Source organism: Streptomyces hygroscopicus subsp. hygroscopicus (assembly GCF_030269125.1).
Classification (GTDB): domain Bacteria; phylum Actinomycetota; class Actinomycetes; order Streptomycetales; family Streptomycetaceae; genus Streptomyces; species Streptomyces hygroscopicus_C.
This window is the reverse complement of record NZ_BSSM01000001.1, coordinates 651546-671145: the sequence shown is the minus strand read 5'-3', so window position 1 is coordinate 671145 and position 19600 is coordinate 651546. Positions and strand designations below refer to the sequence as shown.

At 73.9% G+C, this 19600-nt stretch carries 16 protein-coding genes; 9 read left to right on the top strand and 7 right to left on the bottom strand.

Annotation, left to right across the window (positions count from 1 at the left end; translation table 11 throughout):
- Positions 1 to 27 precede the first annotated feature (27 nt).
- Complete coding sequence (locus QSK45_RS02805) at positions 28 to 1017, bottom strand: helix-turn-helix transcriptional regulator (RefSeq protein ID WP_285552834.1); 990 nt, start codon at positions 1015 to 1017, stop codon at positions 28 to 30.
- Between the two features lie 1496 nt (positions 1018 to 2513).
- Between QSK45_RS02805 and QSK45_RS38295 the strand changes: the two genes are divergently transcribed.
- The 3 genes from QSK45_RS38295 to QSK45_RS02790 all read left to right on the top strand — a co-directional run bounded on the left by QSK45_RS38295 (position 2514) and on the right by QSK45_RS02790 (position 6144).
- The gene (locus QSK45_RS38295; protein WP_490993494.1) at positions 2514 to 3371 is read left to right on the top strand and encodes a protein phosphatase 2C domain-containing protein; all 858 of its coding nucleotides are present in this window, start codon (positions 2514 to 2516) and stop codon (positions 3369 to 3371) included.
- 75 nt (positions 3372 to 3446) lie between these two features.
- Positions 3447 to 5189 (top strand): pyruvate dehydrogenase, encoded by a 1743-nt coding sequence (locus QSK45_RS02795; protein WP_285552831.1) that lies wholly within the window; start codon positions 3447 to 3449, stop codon positions 5187 to 5189.
- A 562-nt stretch (positions 5190 to 5751) separates the two neighbouring features.
- Complete coding sequence (locus QSK45_RS02790; RefSeq protein WP_285553384.1) at positions 5752 to 6144, top strand: ATP-binding protein; 393 nt, start codon at positions 5752 to 5754, stop codon at positions 6142 to 6144.
- Positions 6145 to 6214: 70 nt separating this feature from the next.
- Here the strand turns inward: QSK45_RS02790 and QSK45_RS02785 are convergent, their stop codons facing one another.
- On the bottom strand, positions 6215 to 7264 hold the full coding sequence (locus QSK45_RS02785; protein ID WP_285552830.1) for a DUF2637 domain-containing protein: 1050 nt from the start codon (positions 7262 to 7264) through the stop codon (positions 6215 to 6217).
- A 448-nt stretch (positions 7265 to 7712) separates the two neighbouring features.
- Here QSK45_RS02785 and QSK45_RS02780 point away from each other — a divergent pair, with 448 nt between their 5' ends.
- On the top strand, positions 7713 to 8375 hold the full coding sequence (locus QSK45_RS02780; RefSeq protein ID WP_285553382.1) for a GntR family transcriptional regulator: 663 nt from the start codon (positions 7713 to 7715) through the stop codon (positions 8373 to 8375).
- Between the two features lie 129 nt (positions 8376 to 8504).
- On the opposite strand, the gene QSK45_RS02775 is transcribed toward QSK45_RS02780, so the two are convergent.
- From QSK45_RS02775 to QSK45_RS02765, 3 genes are all read right to left on the bottom strand, one after another.
- Positions 8505 to 9026, bottom strand: coding sequence for a DUF2231 domain-containing protein (locus tag QSK45_RS02775; RefSeq protein WP_285552828.1), 522 nt, complete (start codon positions 9024 to 9026; stop codon positions 8505 to 8507).
- Between the two features lie 109 nt (positions 9027 to 9135).
- Complete coding sequence (locus tag QSK45_RS02770; RefSeq protein WP_285552826.1) at positions 9136 to 9903, bottom strand: hypothetical protein; 768 nt, start codon at positions 9901 to 9903, stop codon at positions 9136 to 9138.
- Between the two features lie 164 nt (positions 9904 to 10067).
- Positions 10068 to 11750, bottom strand: a complete 1683-nt coding sequence (locus QSK45_RS02765; protein WP_285552825.1) for a PucR family transcriptional regulator — start codon at positions 11748 to 11750, stop codon at positions 10068 to 10070.
- A gap of 342 nt (positions 11751 to 12092) precedes the next feature.
- On the opposite strand from QSK45_RS02765, the gene QSK45_RS02760 reads away from it, so the two are divergent.
- The 5 genes from QSK45_RS02760 (at position 12093) to QSK45_RS02740 (ending at position 18128) form a co-directional block, all read left to right on the top strand.
- Complete coding sequence (locus QSK45_RS02760) at positions 12093 to 12986, top strand: FAD binding domain-containing protein (protein WP_285552823.1); 894 nt, start codon at positions 12093 to 12095, stop codon at positions 12984 to 12986.
- Entirely contained in the window at positions 12986 to 13558 is a 573-nt protein-coding gene (locus QSK45_RS02755) for a (2Fe-2S)-binding protein (protein ID WP_285552821.1), read from the top strand. The genes QSK45_RS02760 and QSK45_RS02755 overlap by 1 nt, the downstream gene beginning before the upstream one ends.
- A gap of 1 nt (position 13559) precedes the next feature.
- Positions 13560 to 15980: a xanthine dehydrogenase family protein molybdopterin-binding subunit gene (locus QSK45_RS02750; protein WP_285552819.1), complete on the top strand. Its 2421-nt coding sequence runs from the start codon at positions 13560 to 13562 to the stop codon at positions 15978 to 15980.
- Between the two features lie 270 nt (positions 15981 to 16250).
- Positions 16251 to 17387: an XdhC family protein gene (locus QSK45_RS02745; protein WP_285552817.1), complete on the top strand. Its 1137-nt coding sequence runs from the start codon at positions 16251 to 16253 to the stop codon at positions 17385 to 17387.
- A 99-nt stretch (positions 17388 to 17486) separates the two neighbouring features.
- Positions 17487 to 18128: a LysE family translocator gene (locus tag QSK45_RS02740; RefSeq protein WP_285552815.1), complete on the top strand. Its 642-nt coding sequence runs from the start codon at positions 17487 to 17489 to the stop codon at positions 18126 to 18128.
- A 47-nt stretch (positions 18129 to 18175) separates the two neighbouring features.
- On the opposite strand, the gene QSK45_RS02735 is transcribed toward QSK45_RS02740, so the two are convergent.
- Together QSK45_RS02735 and QSK45_RS02730 are read right to left on the bottom strand one after the other, a co-directional pair.
- Complete coding sequence (locus QSK45_RS02735; protein WP_285552813.1) at positions 18176 to 18616, bottom strand: SRPBCC family protein; 441 nt, start codon at positions 18614 to 18616, stop codon at positions 18176 to 18178.
- A gap of 82 nt (positions 18617 to 18698) precedes the next feature.
- On the bottom strand, positions 18699 to 19517 hold the full coding sequence (locus QSK45_RS02730; protein ID WP_285552811.1) for a polysaccharide deacetylase family protein: 819 nt from the start codon (positions 19515 to 19517) through the stop codon (positions 18699 to 18701).
- Between the last annotated feature and the right edge of the window lie 83 nt (positions 19518 to 19600).

Genomic DNA, 19600 nt, shown 5'->3' with positions numbered 1-19600 from the left:
GGCGGACCGGCGAAGCCGGCGGCGGGATCAGTCCCGCCGCTCGCGGGCGACCCAGCCGCGCTCGTGGGCGTGCCAGCCCAGCTGGAGCCGGGTGGTCACCCCGGCCAGTTCCATCAGCCGCTTCACCCGGCGCTGCACGGTCCGCAGGCCCAGGTCCAGTTGCTTGGCCACGCTCGCGTCGGTCAGCCCGGCCAGCAGCAGCGAGAGCACCTCCAGATCGGTGGCGTCCGGGCCGTCCGGCACCTCCTCGGCCGCGCCGTCCGTGTTCAGCCGCAGCGGCAGCGCCGCGCGCCACACCGACTCGAACAGCCCGGCCAACAGCTCCAGGAGGCCGCTCGCGTGCACCACCAGCGCGGCCGGCTCCGCGCTGTGCGAGGTCAGGGGCACCATCGCCAGCGCACGGTCGGCCACCACCAGCTTCGTCGGCACCCGGTCCACCACCCGCACCCGCTCGCCCCGGCCGAGCGCCTCGGTCAGCCCCTCGAACGCGCGGGGCAGATCGAGCACCGCCCGCTCCATCACCACCCGGTACCGCACCCCGCGGGCGGCCGCCTGTTCCTCCGCCTCGTTCTCCGCCGCGGAGACCGCCACGGGGTTGTCGGTCACCAGCGCGCACACCTCCTCCGCGGCGCCCAACTGGAGCTGGAGGAAGCGCTGGGCGACCGCCGAGGCACCGGTCACCACCTCCACCAGGTCGTGCACCGCGGGTTCGGCCGCCGCCGCCCGGTACTCCCGCGCGAGCAGCGCCGCCGCCAGCTCCGCCCGCTCCAACTCGTGCCGCTGCCTGGTCAGCAGCGCGCCCAGCGCCACCGCGGGCGGCGCCGCGACCCACCGGCCGGGCCGCGCCGAGGAACGGGCCGCGAGTCCGTGCCGCTCCAGCCCCCGCAACGCGCGCTCGGTCTCCTGCGTCCCCAGCGCCAGCCGCCGCGCCAGATCGGCGACATCGGCCGCGCCCACCGCCACCAGCGCCCGGTACGCCGCCTCGTGCCTCTCGTCCAGCCCTATCGCCGCCAGCATCGCCCCGCGCCCCTCCCCTGGGTTCCCTCGCGCACCCGAGTCCCTGCGTACCCGGGTACCGCATGTCTACAGCCACCTGAGGAGCGGGCCGTGCGTGCACCGGCCGTCCGAGAACAGGCTGTCGCGGAGGACCGCGGCTGGCGGAAACCGGCCACGGCGTAAACCCGCCGCCGCCCATCATCGCGGCACCGCGGGTGCCTCTGCCAAGGTGGGCCTCACCGCGGCAGGACGAGTACGCCGCGATCCGGCCACCGGGCGGGTGGCCGACATGGTCCGGTCCGGGACACGGCGCCGGGCCACTTCCTACGCCGTCGGGCGGTCTCCCCGTGGGGGGTGGGACCGCCCGGCGGCCGCCACCCTTTTCGTACGGCTGTCCGGACCATCCCTCGACACGCCGTCGCGCGCGGGCGTGCGCGCGGGAATTTCCCGATGCCCCGTTTTCCGCCCGCCCGCGTGGTGACAATCAGGGCATGAGCCAGCAGGGGGGAAGGCCCACCGCCCGTCCCGAGGACGACTGGTGGGGGCGGTTGTACGACGACTCCACCGGGGACACGGGCCCGACGACCGCGCCCGACTCCCTGGACGACCGCTTCACCTCGGTACGGAACACGGTCCGGAAGAGACCGGCCCCGCCCGATCCCCCGGTACCCGCCGACGCCCCGGGACCCATGGACATCCCGGGACCCATGGACATCCCGGGACCTGCGGACGGGCCGGCTCGGCGCGACGTCCCGGTGCGGTCCGATGCCTCGGCTCCGGCCGGCGTCCGGAGACCCGCCGATGGCCCGGGACCCGCCGGCGCCCGGCCAGACGCCCCGGGACCCGCCGTCGTCCGGAGTCCCGCCCGCGTTCCCGCGCAGCCCGGAGCCCCGGGGCCCGCCGGCGTCCGGGTGCCGGGCGATGACCCGGTGGCGCCCGACGTCCCGGCTCCACCGCGCGCCGTCCCGCCCGACGCTCCGGCTCCACCGCACGTCCCCGCCCCGCCCGATGTCCCGGAACCGGCTGACGTTGCCCTGTCGTGCGACGTTGCGGCTCCACCGCATGGCGTCCCGCCCGACCTCCCGGAACCGGTCGACGTCCCTCCGACGCCCGATGTCCCGGAACCGGCTGACGTTGCCCTGTCGTGCGACGTTGCGGCTCCACCGCATGGCGTCCCGCCCGGCCTCCCGGAACCGGTCGACGTCCCTCCGCCGCCCGACCTCCCGGAACCGGCTGACGTTCCCCTGTCGCGAGCCGTCCCGGCTCCACCGCATGGCGCCCCGCCTGACGTTGCGGCTCCATCGGAGGTCCCCACCCCGCCCGATGTCCCGGCCCTTCCCGTCCTCCCGGCCCAGCGCCCGGCGCCCGAATCCGCCTCGGCCCACCACTCGGCGTACGACCCCGCCCCCGGGCCGGCCCATGACTCCGGCCTCGACTACGTCGGCTCCGGACCCCCCACCTACGACCCCGAGCCCACCGCCCTCCCCGTCGCCGAGCCGGAGGAACTGGGGGAGCTGGTGCCGGACACGGTGGTGGACGGCGCCCGGTACGGGAGCTGGACGCTGCGGTCCGCGTCGGTGCGCGGGGACTCGGCGCGCTACCGGGGCGAGCCGCGCCGGGACGCGCTGCTGACCGCGCGGTTCGGGACCGGCGAACACGCGCTGGTGCTCGTCGCGATGGCCACCGGCGCGCGGGCCACCCCCCAGGCGCACCTGGCGGCGGCGGAGGCGTGCCGCTGGATCGGCCGGGCGGTGGGCCGCAGCCACCGGCGGCTGGCCGAGGACATCCGCGCGACCCGGCGCGCCGACCTCAAGGCGGGGCTGCACCGGCTGACCGACCGCAGCCTCGGCCGGCTCCGGGAGAGCGCCGCCGCACGGGGAGTGGAGCCGCCGGAGTACACGGCCACGCTGCGCTGCCTGCTGCTGCCCGCCGACCCGCACTGCCGCACCCGCGTGTTCTTCGGCGTCGGCGACGGCGGCCTCTTCCTGCTGAGGGACGGCACCTGGCGGGACATCGAGCCGGGCGCCGCCCCGCACGAGGAGGCGCCCGGTCCGCCCGGCGACGACCGCCTCACCCCCGCCCTCGGCTTCCCCGGCCCGCCGGGGGCGTACGACCCCGTGCCCGAGCCGCCGCCGGAGCCCGCCCGCGACCCCTTCCGCTTCCGGGTCTCGCTAGCCCGCCCGGGTGATGCGCTGATGATGTGCACGCCGGGCCTGGCCGAGCCGCTGCGCGGTGAGCCGGCGCTGAACGCCTATCTGTCCCGCCGCTGGTCCGGCCGCCGCGCGCCGGGACTCGCCGCCTTCCTCGCCGACGCCCGGGTACGGGTCAAGGGTTACGCCGACGACCGCACGGCGGCGGCCCTGTGGGAGGCGTGAAGGCCCCTTGTGTGCCTCCATGGAACCGGGAACCAGGGACGGGTCCGGGACCTCGGAAGGGGCAGACGAGAGAACATGGCCAAGCAGACCGTAGCCGAACAGTTCGTCGACATCCTCGCCCGCGCCGGCGTGCGCCGCCTCTACGGCGTCGTCGGCGACAGCCTCAACCCGGTCGTGGACGCCGTCCGCCGCCACTCCGGCATCGACTGGGTGCATGTCCGCCATGAGGAGACCGCCGCCTTCGCGGCCGGTGCCGAGGCCCAGATCACCGGGAAGCTGACCGCCTGCGCCGGCTCCTGCGGTCCCGGCAACCTCCACCTCATCAACGGCCTGTACGACGCCCACCGCTCCATGGCCCCCGTGCTCGCCCTCGCCTCCCACATCCCCTCCAGCGAGATCGGCCTCGGGTACTTCCAGGAGACCCACCCCGATCGGCTCTTCCAGGAGTGCAGCCACTACAGCGAGCTGATCTCCAGCGCCAAGCAGATGCCCCGGCTGCTGCAGACCGCCATCCAGCACGCGGTCGGCCAGAGCGGGGTCAGCGTGGTCTCGCTGCCCGGCGACATCGCCGCCGAACCCGCCCCGGAGAAGGCCGCGCAGAGCGCCCTGGTCACCTCACGGCCCACCGTGCGCCCCGGCGACGCCGAGATCGACGCCCTGGTGGACATGATCGACAAGGCCGGCAAGGTCACCCTCTTCTGCGGCAGCGGCACGGCGGGGGCGCACGCCGAGGTCATGCGGTTCGCCGAGAAGGTCAAGTCCCCGGTGGGACACGCCCTGCGCGGCAAGGAATTCATTCAGTACGACAATCCGTACGACGTCGGCATGAGCGGACTCCTGGGCTACGGCGCCGCGTACGAGGCCACCCACGAGTGCGACCTGCTGATCCTGCTCGGCACCGACTTCCCGTACAACGCCTTCCTGCCCGACGACGTCCGGATCGCGCAGGTCGACGTACGGCCCGAGGTGCTCGGCCGGCGCTCCCGGCTCGACCTCGCGGTGTGGGGCGACGTGCGCGAGACGCTGCGCTGCCTCATCCCGAGGGTCGCGGAGAAGACCAGCCGGCGCTTCCTCGACCGGATGCTGAAGAAGCACGCCGACGCGCTGGAGGGCGTGGTCAAGGCGTACACCAGGAAGGTCGACCGGCACGTCCCGATCCACCCCGAGTACGTGGCCGCCGTACTCGACGAAGTCGCCGACGACGACGCCGTGTTCACCGTGGACACCGGCATGTGCAACGTGTGGGCGGCGCGCTACATCTCGCCCAACGGCCGCCGCCGGATCATCGGTTCGTTCTCGCACGGCTCGATGGCCAACGCGCTGCCCATGGCGATCGGCGCGCAGTTCACCGACCGGCGCCGGCAGGTGGTGTCGGTGTCCGGGGACGGCGGGTTCACCATGCTGATGGGGGACTTCCTGACCTTGGTGCAGCACGACCTCCCGGTCAAGGTGGTGCTGTTCGACAACTCCGCGCTCGGCATGATCGAACTGGAGATGATGGTCTCCGGGCTGCCCGCGTACGGCACCGCCAACGTCAACCCCGACTTCGCCGCCGTGGCCCGCGCGTGCGGGGCGTACGGGGTGCGGGTGGAGAAGCCCAAGCAGCTCGCCGGCGCGCTCAAGGACGCGTTCCGGCACAAGGGCCCGGCCCTGGTGGACGTCGTCACCGACCCGAACGCCCTCTCCATCCCGCCGAAGATCAGCGCCGAGATGGTCACCGGGTTCGCGCTGTCGGCCTCCAAGATCGTGCTGGACGGCGGGGTGGGCCGCATGGTCCAGATGGCGCGCTCCAACCTGCGCAACGTGCCCCGGCCCTGACACCACCCGGACCGGGGAGTCAATTTCGGCCAGTTTCACGGCCCGTGACGGCCTGCCGACCGGCTGTGCCGGGCGCGGCTGACCGGCCGTCACGGGGCGTCAGCGGCGTCAGGTGGCCGTCCGGAAGGCCGTCCCGCGGTCCGTGCCCGCGCCCCGTGCCCGGGTGTGGCGGGCCCGGGAGGTGGCCGAACCGCCGGTCATCGGGCCGGCCCCAGGACTGGCCGTTGGTCCACTGGGCAAGCATCCCCCCGTGAACGTGTTCGACCAGGAGGGGCAGGGTTCGAGCGGCGTGCGGGCGGGGGCCATGAAGAGGCAGGCACGAGGGGGCGGTCCCGTGACCACCGGGGCCCCCTCCGCGGAACCGGGGGACGGCACGGGGGAGACCCTGGGGGAGGTTCCCGGCGGTGTCATGGAGACCGCGGGGACCGCCGGGGCCACGGGGGAGTCGCCGGGGCGGCTGGTGCGGACTCCCGTCGCGGACTCCGTGGAGGACGTGCGGGACCGGCGGGACGGGCGAGAGCGCCGGGACCGGACCGACGCGCGGGAGCGCCGCGGGCGGGCCGTGGAGCCGCCGCAGCGGCTGTGGCGCAGGCTCGGGCGGGCGGATCTGCGGGCCGTGCCGGAGGCCCGCCGGGAGCTGCGCGAGCTGCTGCGGGACTGGGGCAAGCCCGGACGGTCGGAGATCGCCGAGCTGCTCACCAGCGAACTGGTCACCAACGCGCTCGTGCACACCGACGACGACGCCGTCCTCACGGCGGTCGTGGTACCCGGCGGACTGCGCGTGGAGGTGCGGGACTTCGTGCCCCGAAGACCCCGGGTGCGCACTCCCGATCCGGACGACGACACCCACGGCCGGGGCATGGTCCTGGTGGAGTCCCTCGCGGACGCCTGGGGTGTACGGCCGCACGGGGTCGGCAAGTCGGTGTGGTTCGAGCTGGGCGCCGAGGCGGCGTGAGGGGGCGCGGGCACGGGTCGGGGGCGCGACCGCGGCGGTCACGCCCCCGACCCGTGAAGCTCCGTGTTTCCTAGCCGAACTGCTGCTCCAGGTCCTTGAGCTTGCGCTCCAGGGAGTCCAGGCGGGGCAGGGCCATGGTGTCGTCCTCCGCGGTGAGGTCGACGGTCACCGGCTCAGACCCTTTGCGGACCGGCTGGAGGGAGGGACGCGACGGTACCGGCAGCTGTTCCGCGGTCGTCGATATGGCAGGCTCCGCGGGTGCGGAAGCGGGGCCGCGCTCGACCGCCTGCACCTCGACCTGCCGCCCGCCGCCGACGCGGCCCACGAAGCGGCCGTGGCCCCGGCTGATGGCCTTGAGCTGGGCGCGTTCCATGCGCTCCTGCTCGCGCCGGCGCACGCGCGCCTGGTCCTTCTGGCGCTTGTCCTCGCGGACCTCCTCGACGGCCTCGTCCAGGCTGCGCACGCCCTCGAGGAGCATCAGCGACCAGGCCTTGTAGGTCTCGCGAGGGGCGCGCAGCCAGCGCACGATGCGGATCTGCGGCAGCGGGCGCGGCACCAGGCCCTGCTCGCGCAGGGCGGCGCGGCGGGTCTGCTTCAGCGCGCGGTCGAACAGGACCGCCGCCGACAGGGACATGCCGGAGAAGAACTGCGGGGCACCCGCGTGGTCGACGCCGCGGGGGGCGTGCACCCAGTTGAACCAGGCCGCGGCGGCGGCGAACAGCCACACCAGGATGCGCGAGCCGAGGGCCGCGTCACCGTGGCTGGCCTCGCGCACCGCGAGGACGGAGCAGAACATGGCCGCGCCGTCGAGGCCGAAGGGCACCAGGTACTGCCAGCCGTCGGTCAGGCCGAGGTTCTGCTCGCCGAAGCCGACCAGGCCGTGGAAGGACAGGGCGGCCGCCACCGCCGCACAGCAGAACAGCAGCACGTAGGAGGCGGTGCCGTAGATGGCCTCCTTGCGCCTGCGGCGCTCCTCGCTGCGCTCCCAGGAGTCGTCCGCGCTCGCGTTCTCCCCGGAGGAGCGCTTTCCGCGCGCGAGCACCGCCACCGCCACCAGCATGCCCAGGAGCAGTACGGCGCCCGGAAGCAGCCAGTTCAGCGATATGTCGGTCAGTCTCATCAGGGGTCCCTTGCATTGGGATAGGGCGTAACGCCCGCCATAGTGGCCCACTCCCGACGGCCCTCAGGGGGTTTCGCGGCAAGAGGCCGCCAAGAGGGTGCGGGGGGATGCCCAGGGACGGCGATCTGCTCGAACTGCCGCTTGAGGGGCGGGAGTTGAGTTCGAATAAGACTACCCGTACGGATGGTTCCTCGGAAAGTTCCTGCGAAGGGTGAGGAAGTTGTGAATCACCTGTCCGTGCGCGGCGGTCCGGCTCGCGTTGATCTTAATGGACGCCGGGGGCTGCTCGTCCTCGATCGAGTTTGACGTACCGCTCGGTACGTCTAGGGTGCTTGACGAACAACCGACAACCCGTCGTCAATGACCCCAAGTACCGACAAGCCGCCAGGAGGACCCCGTGAGGCAGGGCGTGCAGGGCTCCGCGGCGGCGCACACGCACGGTGAGGGGATGGTTCCGGACCAGCGGCGGCCCGACGCCGGGCGGCCCGTGATACAGCGGGCCTCGGTGCGCGGACAGATCCTGGAGGCGCTGCGTACGGCGCTGGTGGCGGGCGAGCTGAAGCCGGGGGAGGTGTACTCGGCCCCGGTGCTCGGGGAGCGCTTCGGGGTCTCGGCGACGCCGGTGCGGGAGGCGATGCAGCAGCTGGCCCTGGAGGGCGCCGTCGAGGTGGTGCTCAACCGGGGCTTCCGGGTCGTCGAGCGGGGCGCGCGGGAGCTGGCCGAGCTGGCGGAGGTGCGGGGGCTGATCGAGGTGCCGGTGATGCTGCGGCTGGCCCGCTCGGTGCCGGCGGCCCGCTGGGCCGAGCTGCGGCCGCTGGCGGAGGACACGGTCCGGGCGGCGGCCTCCGGCTGCCCCGCGACGTACGCCGAGTCCGACCGGGCCTTCCACCGCGCGATGCTGGCTCTCTCCGGCAACGGGGAACTGGTGCGCATCGCGTGCGACCTGCACCGCCGTGCGCAGTGGCCACTGGTCGGGGGCCCGGTCCGGCACGCCCGCGCGGATCTCCTCGCGGACGCGGCGGAACACGTGTCCTTGCTGGACGCGCTGGTGGCCCGGGATTTCGAGGTGGTCCGGGAGCTGGTGGCGGAACACTTCGCGGGCGCGGCCTGAACAGGGCCGGTGAACGGAGCACGCCCGGGTGCGGCCGCGGGCTCGCGGCCGCACCCGGGCGTGAACCCGTCGTGTCCGGTCGTGTCTAGACGGCGGAGCCGCACCGGGGACGCGCCCCTTCGGGACGCCTCACGAACCGTCGCCGTCGTGCTCGGCGTGCGCCGTCTTCGAGAAGCTGTCGTGCCACGCGGCCTTCGCCCCCGAGTCGCCGATGCGGTACACGTCCACCACCGCGCCCACCGCGATCACCGCGGACAGCAGCCCCAGGACGATCCGCACCGGCAGCGCGGACCAGCGCGAGCTGCCCCCCGCCGCGCTCTCCGTCCGGCGGAGTTCGCGGGCCCCCCACCACACCAGCACCGCGAGGACGAACAGCCCCAGCGCCCACGGCAGCAGCCCGTCGCCCAGCTCGGTGTGCTTGCGGACGAGCGGGTCGTCGTCGACATGGCGCTCCAGCCACTCACCGGCGTTCGTCGCGAGCGGCACGCTGGCCAGGGCGACGAGCGCCAGTGAGGGCAGCAGGACGCCCAGCCGGTTCGCGGCCCGCGGCCACACCGCCGCGGCGACCAGGGCGAGGGCGGTCAGCGGGATGAGCACCACGACGAAGTGGACAAGCAGAACATGGGCCGGAAGGCCGTTGATGAGTGACATCCGACGCTCTCCTGGAGTGGGGGGTCTCGGGCGCCTCACCCTGGCACAGCCGTCTCTGAGTTCCCTCTGAGCACGCCGGACAACCCCGGCACCACGCATCCGTCCCGGTTCACGCCGTGGCCGGGCCCGCCGCCGGAGGCGCCAGCTGGGCCGCGAGCCACGTCGGCACGCCCCCCAGCAGGCGGAAGAGCCGCCGCGCCTCGTCCCGCAGCCGCGTCGCCGCCGGTTCGTCCTCCGTGTCCGCCAGGGAGACCAGCGCGGGCGCCGTGCCGACCAGGTACCCCAGCTCCTCCCGGATCCGCAGGGACTCGGCGAAGCCGTGCCGCGCCTCCGCCAGCTCCCCGTCGCGCAGGGCGAGCCCGGCGAGATGCCGCCAGGTGAAGGACAGCAGCAGGGGATCGGCGTGCGCGGTCGCGCCCGCGTGTGCCCTGCGGTACGCGGCGCGCGCGGCCTGCGGGGAACGGGACAGGTTCTCCGCCAGCAGCCCCCGCCGGAAGTCCAGCAGGGCGCGCCCCGCGGCCCCCGGCGGGATCAGTGCCGCCGCCCGTCCCAGCGCGGCCCGCGCCTCGTCCACCCGGTCCCGGACGCCGTGCAGCGTCGCGGCGTACGCCAGCTGCCCCCGCTCGCACGCCGCCGCGCCCCGCTCCTCGTCGGTGTGCGCGAGGGCCTCCGCCGTACGCAGCGCGTCCTCCGCGTCCGCCCAGCCGCCCTCGGTGTACAGGCAGCGCTCCACCAGCAGCATCGCCCGTTGCAGCGCCGTGCCCGGCGTGTCGGGCGGCAGCAGGGCCGCCGCGTCGGCCCAGCAGGCTCGCGAGCGCAGCCGCCATACCGCGGTCTGGAGAGGATCGTCACCGGCGGTCGTTCCGTTCCCAGACATGGCGGTATACGCCACGTTGACCTCCCCAGGCACGCCATCGGGCTGTTGAGTGGTGGCGGCATTCCAGCACCGATCGCCACGCCCGGCCAAGAGGGTGGGTGAAAGTTTTCACAAAGTCGTGGGGGCGCGACGGTTCGCCATATGTCCGCTTCGTCCCCGTCGGCTCAGCTCATACGCAGTGCCAGGAAGAAATCGAGCTTGTCCTCCAGGCGCGACAGGTCCCGTCCCGTCAACTGCTCGATCCGGCCGACGCGGTAGCGCAGCGTGTTGACGTGCAGGTGCAGACGGGTGGCGCAGCGGGTCCAGGAGCCGTCGCAGTCGAGGAACGCCTCCAGGGTCGGTATCAGCTCCGCGCGGTGCCGGCGGTCGTAGTCCGTCAGGGGGTCCAGCAGCCGGGCCGTGAAGGCGCGGCGCACGTCGTCCGGGACGAACGGCAGCAGCAGCACATGGCTCGCCAGCTCCTGGTGCCCGGCCGCGCAGACCCGGCCGGGCCGGGCCGCCGCCACCCGGCGGGCGTGCCGGGCCTCCTCCAGCGCGCCGCGCAGCCCCTCCGCCGAGTGCACGGCCGCGCTGACCCCGAGCGTGAGCCGCCCGTCGTCGTCCAGGCCCGCCGACAGCGGCTCGCGCACCGCCCGGAGCAGCGCGTCGGCGAGCAGCCCCGTCTCCGCGCCCTCCTGGTCGGCGGCGACGGCCGGTACGGCGGGCAGCGGCACCAGTGCGACCGCCTCGTCCCCGGTGTGCGCCACGGCGATGCGGTCGGAGGGCTCGGGGCCGGTCGCCAGCGGGTCGACCAGCACCTCCTCCAGCAGCGACTGCGCCACCGGGCCGCCCTCGATCTCCTCGCCGTCCCACTCCACCCGGGCCACCACGACCTGCCAGTGCGGGGCGGCGTCCAAGCCGGGCAGCAGCACGGGAGCGGCCACCCGCAGCCGGGCGGCGATCTCGGCGGGCGCGGCGCCCGTCTGCACCAGCTCCAGGACCTCCTGGGCGAGCCGGCGGCGCACCGTACGGGCGGCCTCGCGGCGGTCGCGCTCCACGGCGATCAGCTGGGTGACGCCCTGGAGCAGGTCCATGCGCTGCCCGTCCCAGTCGCCCGCGTCCGCCTCCACGGCCAGCAGCCAGTCCGACAGCACCGTCTCGCGCACATCGCGCGCGGCCTGCGGGGAGCGCCCCGAGGAGCGGATCGGGAAGAGCGAGTACGTCGTCCCCCCCAGCTGGACCCGGTGCGGGCCGCGCCGGCCGGTGCGGGCCGCGGCCAACTGCTCGGCGGCCAGCCGCGCGCAGGTCTCGGCGGGCAGGTCCGGGCCCGCCACCTTGGAACCGGCGATCAGCCGGCCGGTGGGGGAGAGCACCCAGGCGCGCAGGTCGAGGTCGCTGCCGAGCAGGTCGAGTACCACGTCGGGGCCGCCGCCCGCCGGACCCGAGGTCATCATCCGGCGGTGCCGGTCCACCACGGCGGCCAGGTCTCCGGCGCGCTCGCCCGAGACCTGCCGTACGACGTGCTCGGTGATCGTCGCGAAGGCCACCGACTCGTGCACCTCGAACAGCGGCAGCCGATGCCTGGCGCAGGCCAGCACCAGGTCCTCCGGCACCATGCCCAGCTCGGCGGTGCCCGCCGCGAGGGCCGCCACTCCGGCCTGCACCAGGGTGCGCACGAACGGCTCCGAGTCCGCCGCGTCCCGCCGCCACGCGAGGCCGGTCAGCACCAGCTCGCCGCCGGAGAGGTAGCGGCTCGGGTCGCGCAGGTCGGTCGTCATCACACCGCGCACCGAGCGGTCCAGCTCGTCCTCGCCGCCGAGCAGCAGCAGGCCCAGCCCGTCGGTGTCCAGCAGTGCGCGCAGCCGCATCTCAGTTGCCGCCGTTTCTGTGTCTCGAAACCTACGATGGATCTTCGGAGGGTGACGGGAAAGGAGCCGGTGCGCCGCACCCGGGGGACCGCTCCGGGTCTCCACGCTGGTTCCCGCGTTTCTCCGGGAAAACGGAGAGGTTTCCGGTGACCTCCGTTCATACGAATCTACAAGATGCTCCCCCTGGCCAGCGAACTCCTTCATGGTTTCGGTGACTGACCCCGCCGGAGTACACGGCGGTGTACTGACCCCACTCCGCGTCAAAACGACAGGAACGAGCCGGGCCCGCCACACGGATTGGCTCAGATCCGTACGACCCCGAGACGAAGAAGAGAGCCGGTCATGGACTTCCTTCGCCCCGCCAGCTGGGAGGAGGCGCTCGCCGCGAAGGCCGAGCACCCCACCGCTGTGCCGATTGCGGGTGGCACCGATGTGATGGTCGAGATCAACTTCGACCACCGCAGGCCCGAGTACCTGCTCGACCTCAACCGCGTCGGCGACCTCTACGAATGGGAGAGGGGCGAGGACTCCGTACGGCTGGGCGCCTCCGTGCCGTACACGCACATCATGGAACAGCTCCGTGCCGAGTTGCCGGGCCTCGCGCTCGCCTCGCACACGGTCGCCTCCCCGCAGATCCGCAACCGCGGCGGCGTCGGCGGCAACCTCGGCACGGCCTCGCCCGCCGGCGACGCCCACCCCGCCCTCCTCGCCGCCGGCGCCGAGGTCGAGGTGGCGTCGGCGGCGCGCGGCACCCGGATGATCCCGGTCGACGACTTCTACACCGGCGTCAAGCGCAACGCGCTCCGGCCCGACGAGCTGATCCGCGCCGTGCACGTCAAGAAGGCGGACGGACCGCAGCAGTACTCCAAGGTCGGCACCCGCAACGCCATGGTCATCGCCGTGTGCGCCTTCGGCCTCGCCCTGCACCCCGGGACCCGCACGGTGCGCACCGGCATCGGCTCGGCCGCGCCCACGCCGGTGCGCGCGAAGGCCGCCGAGGAGTTCCTGAACGCGGCCCTGGAGGAGGGCGGCTCGTGGGACAACCGGAAGACCATCGCCCCGTCGGTCGCCCAGCGGTTCGCCGATCTGTGCTCCGCCGCCTGCAACCCGATCGACGACGTCCGGGGCACCGCGAGCTACCGCAGGCACGCGGTCGGCGTGATGGCCCGCCGGACGCTGACCTGGGCCTGGGAGTCGTACCGCGGCGCCCGCCGCGCCACCGAGGGAGCTGCGTGATGCGCGTCACCTTCACCGTCAACGGACGCCCGCAGGAGGCGGACGACGTCTGGGAGGGCGAGTCCCTGCTCTACGTGCTGCGCGAGCGGCTCGGCCTGCCCGGCTCCAAGAACGCCTGCGAGCAGGGCGAGTGCGGCTCCTGCACGGTGCGCCTGGACGGCGTGCCGGTCTGCTCCTGCCTGGTCGCGGCCGGACAGGCCGAGGGCCGGGACGTGGTGACCGTCGAGGGCCTCGCCGACCACGCCCGGCGGCGCTCGCGCGGCGACTCGGCGGGCACCCCTTTGGACGAGGCGAAGGGATGGCGGGCCGAGGGCGGCACCGACTCCCGGGCCGGCGCGGGCACCGGACTCGCCCCGGTCCAGCAGGCGTTCATCGACGCCGGCGCCGTCCAGTGCGGCTTCTGCACCCCGGGCCTGCTCGTCGCCTCCGACGACCTCTTGGAGCGCAACCCGAACCCGTCCGACGCCGACATCCGCGAGGCGCTGTCCGGGAACCTGTGCCGCTGCACGGGCTACGAGAAGATCATGGACGCGGTCCGCCTCGCGGCCGCCCGCCGGTCGGAGGGGGTCTGACATGCCTTCCCCCCAGCTCGGCTCCGCTCGCGCGGGCGGTGCCCCCACCGGCGCACCAACGAAGATCACGCAGGGCGCGGGCACCAAGGGCGGCATCGGCGAGTCCACCCTCCGCCCGGACGGCACCCTCAAGGTCACCGGCGAGTTCGCCTACTCCTCGGACATGTGGCACGAGGACATGCTGTGGGGCCAGATCCTGCGCTCCACCGTCGCGCACGCCGAGATCGTCTCCATCGACACCTCCGAGGCACTCGCCCTGCCGGGCGTGTACGCCGTCATGACGTACGACGACCTGCCCACCGAGGTGAAGCACTACGGCCTGGAGATCCGGGACACCCCGGTCCTCGCGCACGGCAAGGTGCGCCACCACGGCGAGCCGGTCGCCATCGTCGCCGCCGACCACCCGGAGACCGCCCGCCGCGCCGCCGCCAGGATCAAGGTGGAGTACCGCGAACTCCCCGTGATCACCGACGAGGAGTCCGCCCTCGCGCCGGACGCCGTCCTCGTCCACGAGCACCGCGACGACCACCACGTCGGGCATGTCGCGCACCCGAACATCGTGCACCGCCAGCCGATCGTGCGCGGCGACGCGGCGGCGGCCGCCGGGCGCGCCGAGGTGATCGTCACGGGCGAGTACACCTTCGGCATGCAGGACCAGGCCTTCCTCGGCCCCGAGTCGGGGCTCGCGGTGCCCGAGGAGGACGGCGGCGTCCACCTCTACATCGCCACCCAGTGGCTCCACTCCGACCTGCGCCAGATCGCGCCCGTGCTCGGCCTGCCCGAGCGCAAGGTGCGGATGACGCTGTCCGGCGTCGGCGGCGCGTTCGGCGGTCGCGAGGACCTGTCCATGCAGATCCACGCCTGCCTGCTCGCGCTGCGCACCGGCAAGCCCGTCAAGATCGTCTACAACCGGTTCGAGTCCTTCTTCGGGCACGTCCACCGCCACCCGGCCAAGCTGCACTACGAGCACGGGGCCACGCGCGACGGCAGGCTGACGCACGTCAGGTGCCGCATCGTGCTCGACGGCGGCGCCTACGCCTCAGCGTCCCCGGCCGTCGTCGGCAACGCCGCCTCGCTGGGCATCGGGCCGTACGTCGTGGACGACGTCGACATCGAGGCCCTCGCCCTCTACACCAACAACCCGCCCTGCGGCGCGATGCGTGGCTTCGGCGCGGTCCAGGCGTGCTTCGCGTACGAGGCCCAGATGGACAAGCTGGCGAAGGAACTCGGCATGGACCCCGTCGAGTTCAGGCAGCTGAACGCCATGGAACAGGGCACGGTCATGCCGACCGGGCAGCCGGTCGACTCCCCGGCGCCGGTCGCCGAACTCCTGCGCCGCGTCAAGGCGATGCCGCTGCCGCCCGAGCGCCAGTGGGAGTCCAGCGAGGGCGCCGACGTACGGCAGCTGCCCGGCGGTCTGTCCAACACCACGCACGGCGAGGGCGTCGTGCGGGGGATCGGCTACGCCGTCGGCATCAAGAACGTCGGCTTCTCCGAGGGGTTCGACGACTACTCCACCGCCAGGGTGCGCATGGAGGTGATCGCCGGCGAGCCCGTCGCCACCGTGCACACCGCGATGGCGGAGGTCGGCCAGGGCGGCGTCACCGTGCACGCCCAGATCGCCCGCACCGAACTCGGCGTCGCCCAGGTGACCATCCACCCGGCCGACACCCAGGTCGGCTCGGCCGGCTCCACCTCCGCCTCCCGGCAGACGTACGTCACCGGCGGCGCCGTCAAGAACGCCTGTGAACGGGTCCGCGCACAGGTCCTGGAGATCGGCCGCCGCAAGTTCGGCTCCCGCCATCCGGCGTGGGCGACCGCGGAGCTGCTGCTGGAGAACGGCAAGGTCGTCACCGACGGCGGCGAGGTGCTCGCCGACCTGGTCGACGTCCTCGAAGGGGAGGCCGTGGAGGTGGCGGAGGAGTGGCGGCACCGGCCGACCGAGGCATTCGACCTGCGCACCGGCCAGGGCAACGGCCATGTCCAGTACTCCTTCGCCGCGCACCGCGCCGTGGTCGAGGTCGACACCGAACTCGGCCTCGTCAAGGTCGTCGAGCTGGCCTGCGCCCAGGACGTCGGCAAGGCGCTCAACCCGCTGTCCGTCGTCGGCCAGATCCAGGGCGGCACCGCACAGGGCCTGGGCATCGCGGTGATGGAGGAGATCATCGTGGACCCGAGGACCGCGAAGGTCAGGAACCCCTCCTTCACGGACTACCTGATCCCGACCATCCTCGACACGCCGACCATCCCGGTCGACGTCCTCGAACTCGCCGACGTGCACGCCCCGTACGGTCTGCGCGGCGTCGGCGAGGCCCCGACCCTGTCGTCGACCCCGGCCGTCCTGGCGGCGATCCGGAACGCGACGGGGCTTGAGCTGAACCGGACACCGGTACGCCCGGAGCACCTCACGGGCACCGCCTGATCCGCCTCCGCCGCCGCGGGCACGCGTGCCCTTCCCCGAGCCTGGGGGCCCGGGGGAGGGCGGCGGCGCACCCCGGCGCCGGGCATCCGCTCACCCCTGCCGCAGACGCAAGACGCAAGACGCAAGACGCAAGACGCATGCCGCAAGACGCATGCCGCACCGGGCCGTCCTCCGAGATCGTGCACATCCCCAGTCCCGCTCAACTCGACCGGGTGCCCCGGTGAACCTCGGGAGACGGCACCATGACCGATCCCCTGAGGAGACCGACACATGCTGGACATCGCCGAGGAGCTGGACCGGTGGGCCGGGCGGGGGCGGGACTTCGCCGTCGCCACCGTCGTGGGCGTCGGCGGCAGCGCCCCGCGGCAGCCCGGCGCCGCGCTCGCGGTGGACGCCGACGGCACGGCGATCGGGTCGGTCTCCGGCGGCTGCGTGGAGGGCGCGGTGTACGAGCTGTGCCGGCAGGCGCTCCGGGACGGGGAGACCGTCCTCGAACGCTTCGGGTACAGCGACGAGGACGCCTTCGCGGTCGGCCTGACCTGCGGCGGCGTCATCGACATACTGGTCGCCCCGGTCCGGGCGGTCGACCCCGCCCGGCCGGTGATCGCCGCCGCGCTGGCCGCCGCCGCCCGCGGGGAGGCGGCGGCGCTCGCGCGGATCGTGGCGGGACCGGACGGTCCGGTGAGCCGCGCCCTCCTCGTCCGCCCCGACGGGTCGTACGACGGCGGCCTCGGTGGCCACCCCGGGCTGGACCGCGCCGTCGCCGCCGAGGCCCGCGCCCTGCTGGACGCGGGCCGCACCGGCACCCTGGAGATCGGCGCCAGGGGCTCGTGCCGCGGCGCCCCGCTCACCGTCCTGGTGGAGTCCTCGGTGCCCGCTCCCCGGATGATCGTCTTCGGCGCGATCGACTTCGCCGCCGCCCTGGTCCGCGTCGGCAGGTTCCTCGGCTACCACGTCACGGTGTGCGACGCCCGCCCGGTGTTCGCCACCCGTGCCCGCTTCCCGGAGGCCGACGAGATCGTGGTCGAGTGGCCCCACACCTACCTGGAGCGCACCGGGACCGACGGCCGCACCGTCCTGTGCGTCCTCACCCACGACGCCAGGTTCGACGTGCCCCTGCTGAAGGCGGCGCTGCGGCTCCCGGTCGCCTACGTCGGAGCGATGGGCTCCCGGCGCACCCACCTCGACCGCACCGCGCGCCTGCGCGAGGCCGGTCTCACCGAAGGGGAACTGGCGCGGCTCCGGGCGCCGATCGGCCTCGACCTCGGCGCCCGTACGCCCGAGGAGACGGCCCTGTCGATCGCCGCGGAGATCGTCGCCGAGCGGCGCGGCGGCAGCGGCGTCGCCCTGACCGGCGGACACACCCCGATCCACCACGACGCGCGGGAGGAGGCGCGGATCGGCTAGGTGGCCTGAGCCCGGGACCGGGCCGCGGGGAAACCCCGGACCGGGCCGCGGGGAAAAAGGGATTGCCGCGCGCCCCGGGCCCTGTGTTGTCATGGGCCCATGGTCTCCACCGACCGGCTGCTCGCCTTCGCGGCGCTGTCCCTCCTGCTGATCGTGATACCCGGCCCGAGCGTGCTCTTCGTCGTCGGGCGGGCGCTGGCGCACGGCCGTCGCGCCGCGCTGACCACGGTCGCCGGCAACACGCTCGGCGCCTACGTCCTCGTCGCCGCCGTGGCCCTCGGCATCGGACCGGTGGTGGAACGCTCGGTGCTGCTCTTCACCGCGCTCAAGCTCGCGGGCGCCGCCTATCTGGTGTACCTCGGGATCAAGGCGTGGCGGCGACGCGGTTCCCTGCGTGCCGCGTTCGCCGAGTCCGGTGCACCCGAGCGGGGCGGGCTGCGCACCCTGGGGGAGGGCTTCGCGGTCGGCGTGGCCAACCCCAAGACGATGGTGTTCTTCGCCGCCGTACTGCCCCAGTTCGTGGACCGCGCCCAGGGTCATGTGCCGGCGCAGATGCTGCTGCTGGGCCTGGTCTTCAACGTCATCGCGCTGGCCTCCGACAGCCTCTGGGGCCTGGTCGCCTCCGCCGCCCGCGACTGGTTCGCCCGCTCGCCCCGCCGACTGTCCGCGGTCGGCGGCGTCGGCGGCCTGGCGATGATCGGCCTGGGCGTGACGGTGGCGGCGACGGGCCGCAAGGACTGAGGTCCCGGTCGCCGCGGGATCGTCGGGGCCGTCCGGAGCGCCGCCGTTCAGGCCCGCCTGAGCAGCCTGTTCACCCCGCGCCCGAAGACCGCGCGCGCCGTACGCGTGACGACCCCGTCGAAGGCGCGCGGCAGGAACCGCACCCGCAGTTCCTCCCGCCACACCACCCGGCTGCGGCCTCCCGGCCCCGGCCGTACCTCGATCTCCGCCCAGCCGAGCACCACCCGCCCCCGCTTCTCCAGCCGGCACAGCCCGCCCTCGTCACCCACGGGCGGGCGCCAGACGGTCACCTCCATGGTGTCGTCCACGGTGAGCGGACCGATGCCGGAGCGGGCCGTGAAACGGGTGCCCACGTCGGTCGGCCCGGGGGTGAGCAGCCTGATCCGGGTCAGCGGCACGGCGCCCGCGTGGCGGGGCCACTCGGTGAGCCGGCGCCAGGTCTCGGCCAGGGGGAGCGGGACGGTGCGGGTGAGGGAGAAGGTCGGCACGCCGACGATCGTAGGCAATGAGCGCCGCCCGGCCGGGAGTTCGGCACCGCCTCACCCGGTCGGCCCAACCGTGCGCGGCGGTTCAGGGGCGGTAGACCTTGCCCGGTTCCGCCCTGCCGGGCGCGAGCAGCCGGGGGACGGTCACGAAGGTGTATCCGCGTTGCTTGAGGGCGTCGATGATGCCGGGGACGGCGGGCACGGTCCCGGGGTAGATGTCGTGCAGCAGGATGATCCCGTCCCGGTCGGCCTGGTCGAGGACGCGCTTCTTGATGAGCGCCGAGTCATTGGTCGTGTAGTCCTTGGCGGTGACGCTCCACAGAACCTCCGCGAGCCCCAGCTCCTCGCAGATTCTGTGGACGTCGGCGTCCGTGCGGCCCTGCGGCGGGCGCATCAGCGTGGGCTTGCGGCCCGTGAGCCGCTCGATGGCGTCATTGGGCCGCCGCAGCTCGTCGCGCACCTGGTCGTCGGATATGTCCGTGAGGATCCTGTGGTCCCAGGTGTGGCTGGCCACCTCGTGCCCCTCGGCCGACATGCGCTTGACCAGCTGCGGATACCTCTCGATGTGCCGCTTGCCGAGCAGGAAGAACGTCGCGTGGACCCGCTTCTCCTTCAGGATGTCCAGCAGCTTCGGTGAGTTCTCGCTGGGGCCGGCGTCGAAGGTGAGCGCGATGCACCTGGCCTTGCGGCAGTCGACGCCGCCGAAGCTCGCCGGCGCCCCCTGCGCCGCCTGCTCGCGCGCGGTGCTCGGCGAGGTGGTCTCGACCTGCGCGCAGCCGGTCAGGGCGAGTGCCACGCAGGCGGCGGCGGAGAGGAGCGCGGCCGGGCGGAACCCGCGGCGCCCTGCGCCCGTCTTCCGGGGCGCGGACGACGGCGTCCGGGTGTTCTCGAACGTACGAGGCATGCGCGGACTATACACACGATGTATAGCTCATGTGTTTGATTATGGGCGAACATTCACATGCGGCATCCTCGTGCACACCGGTA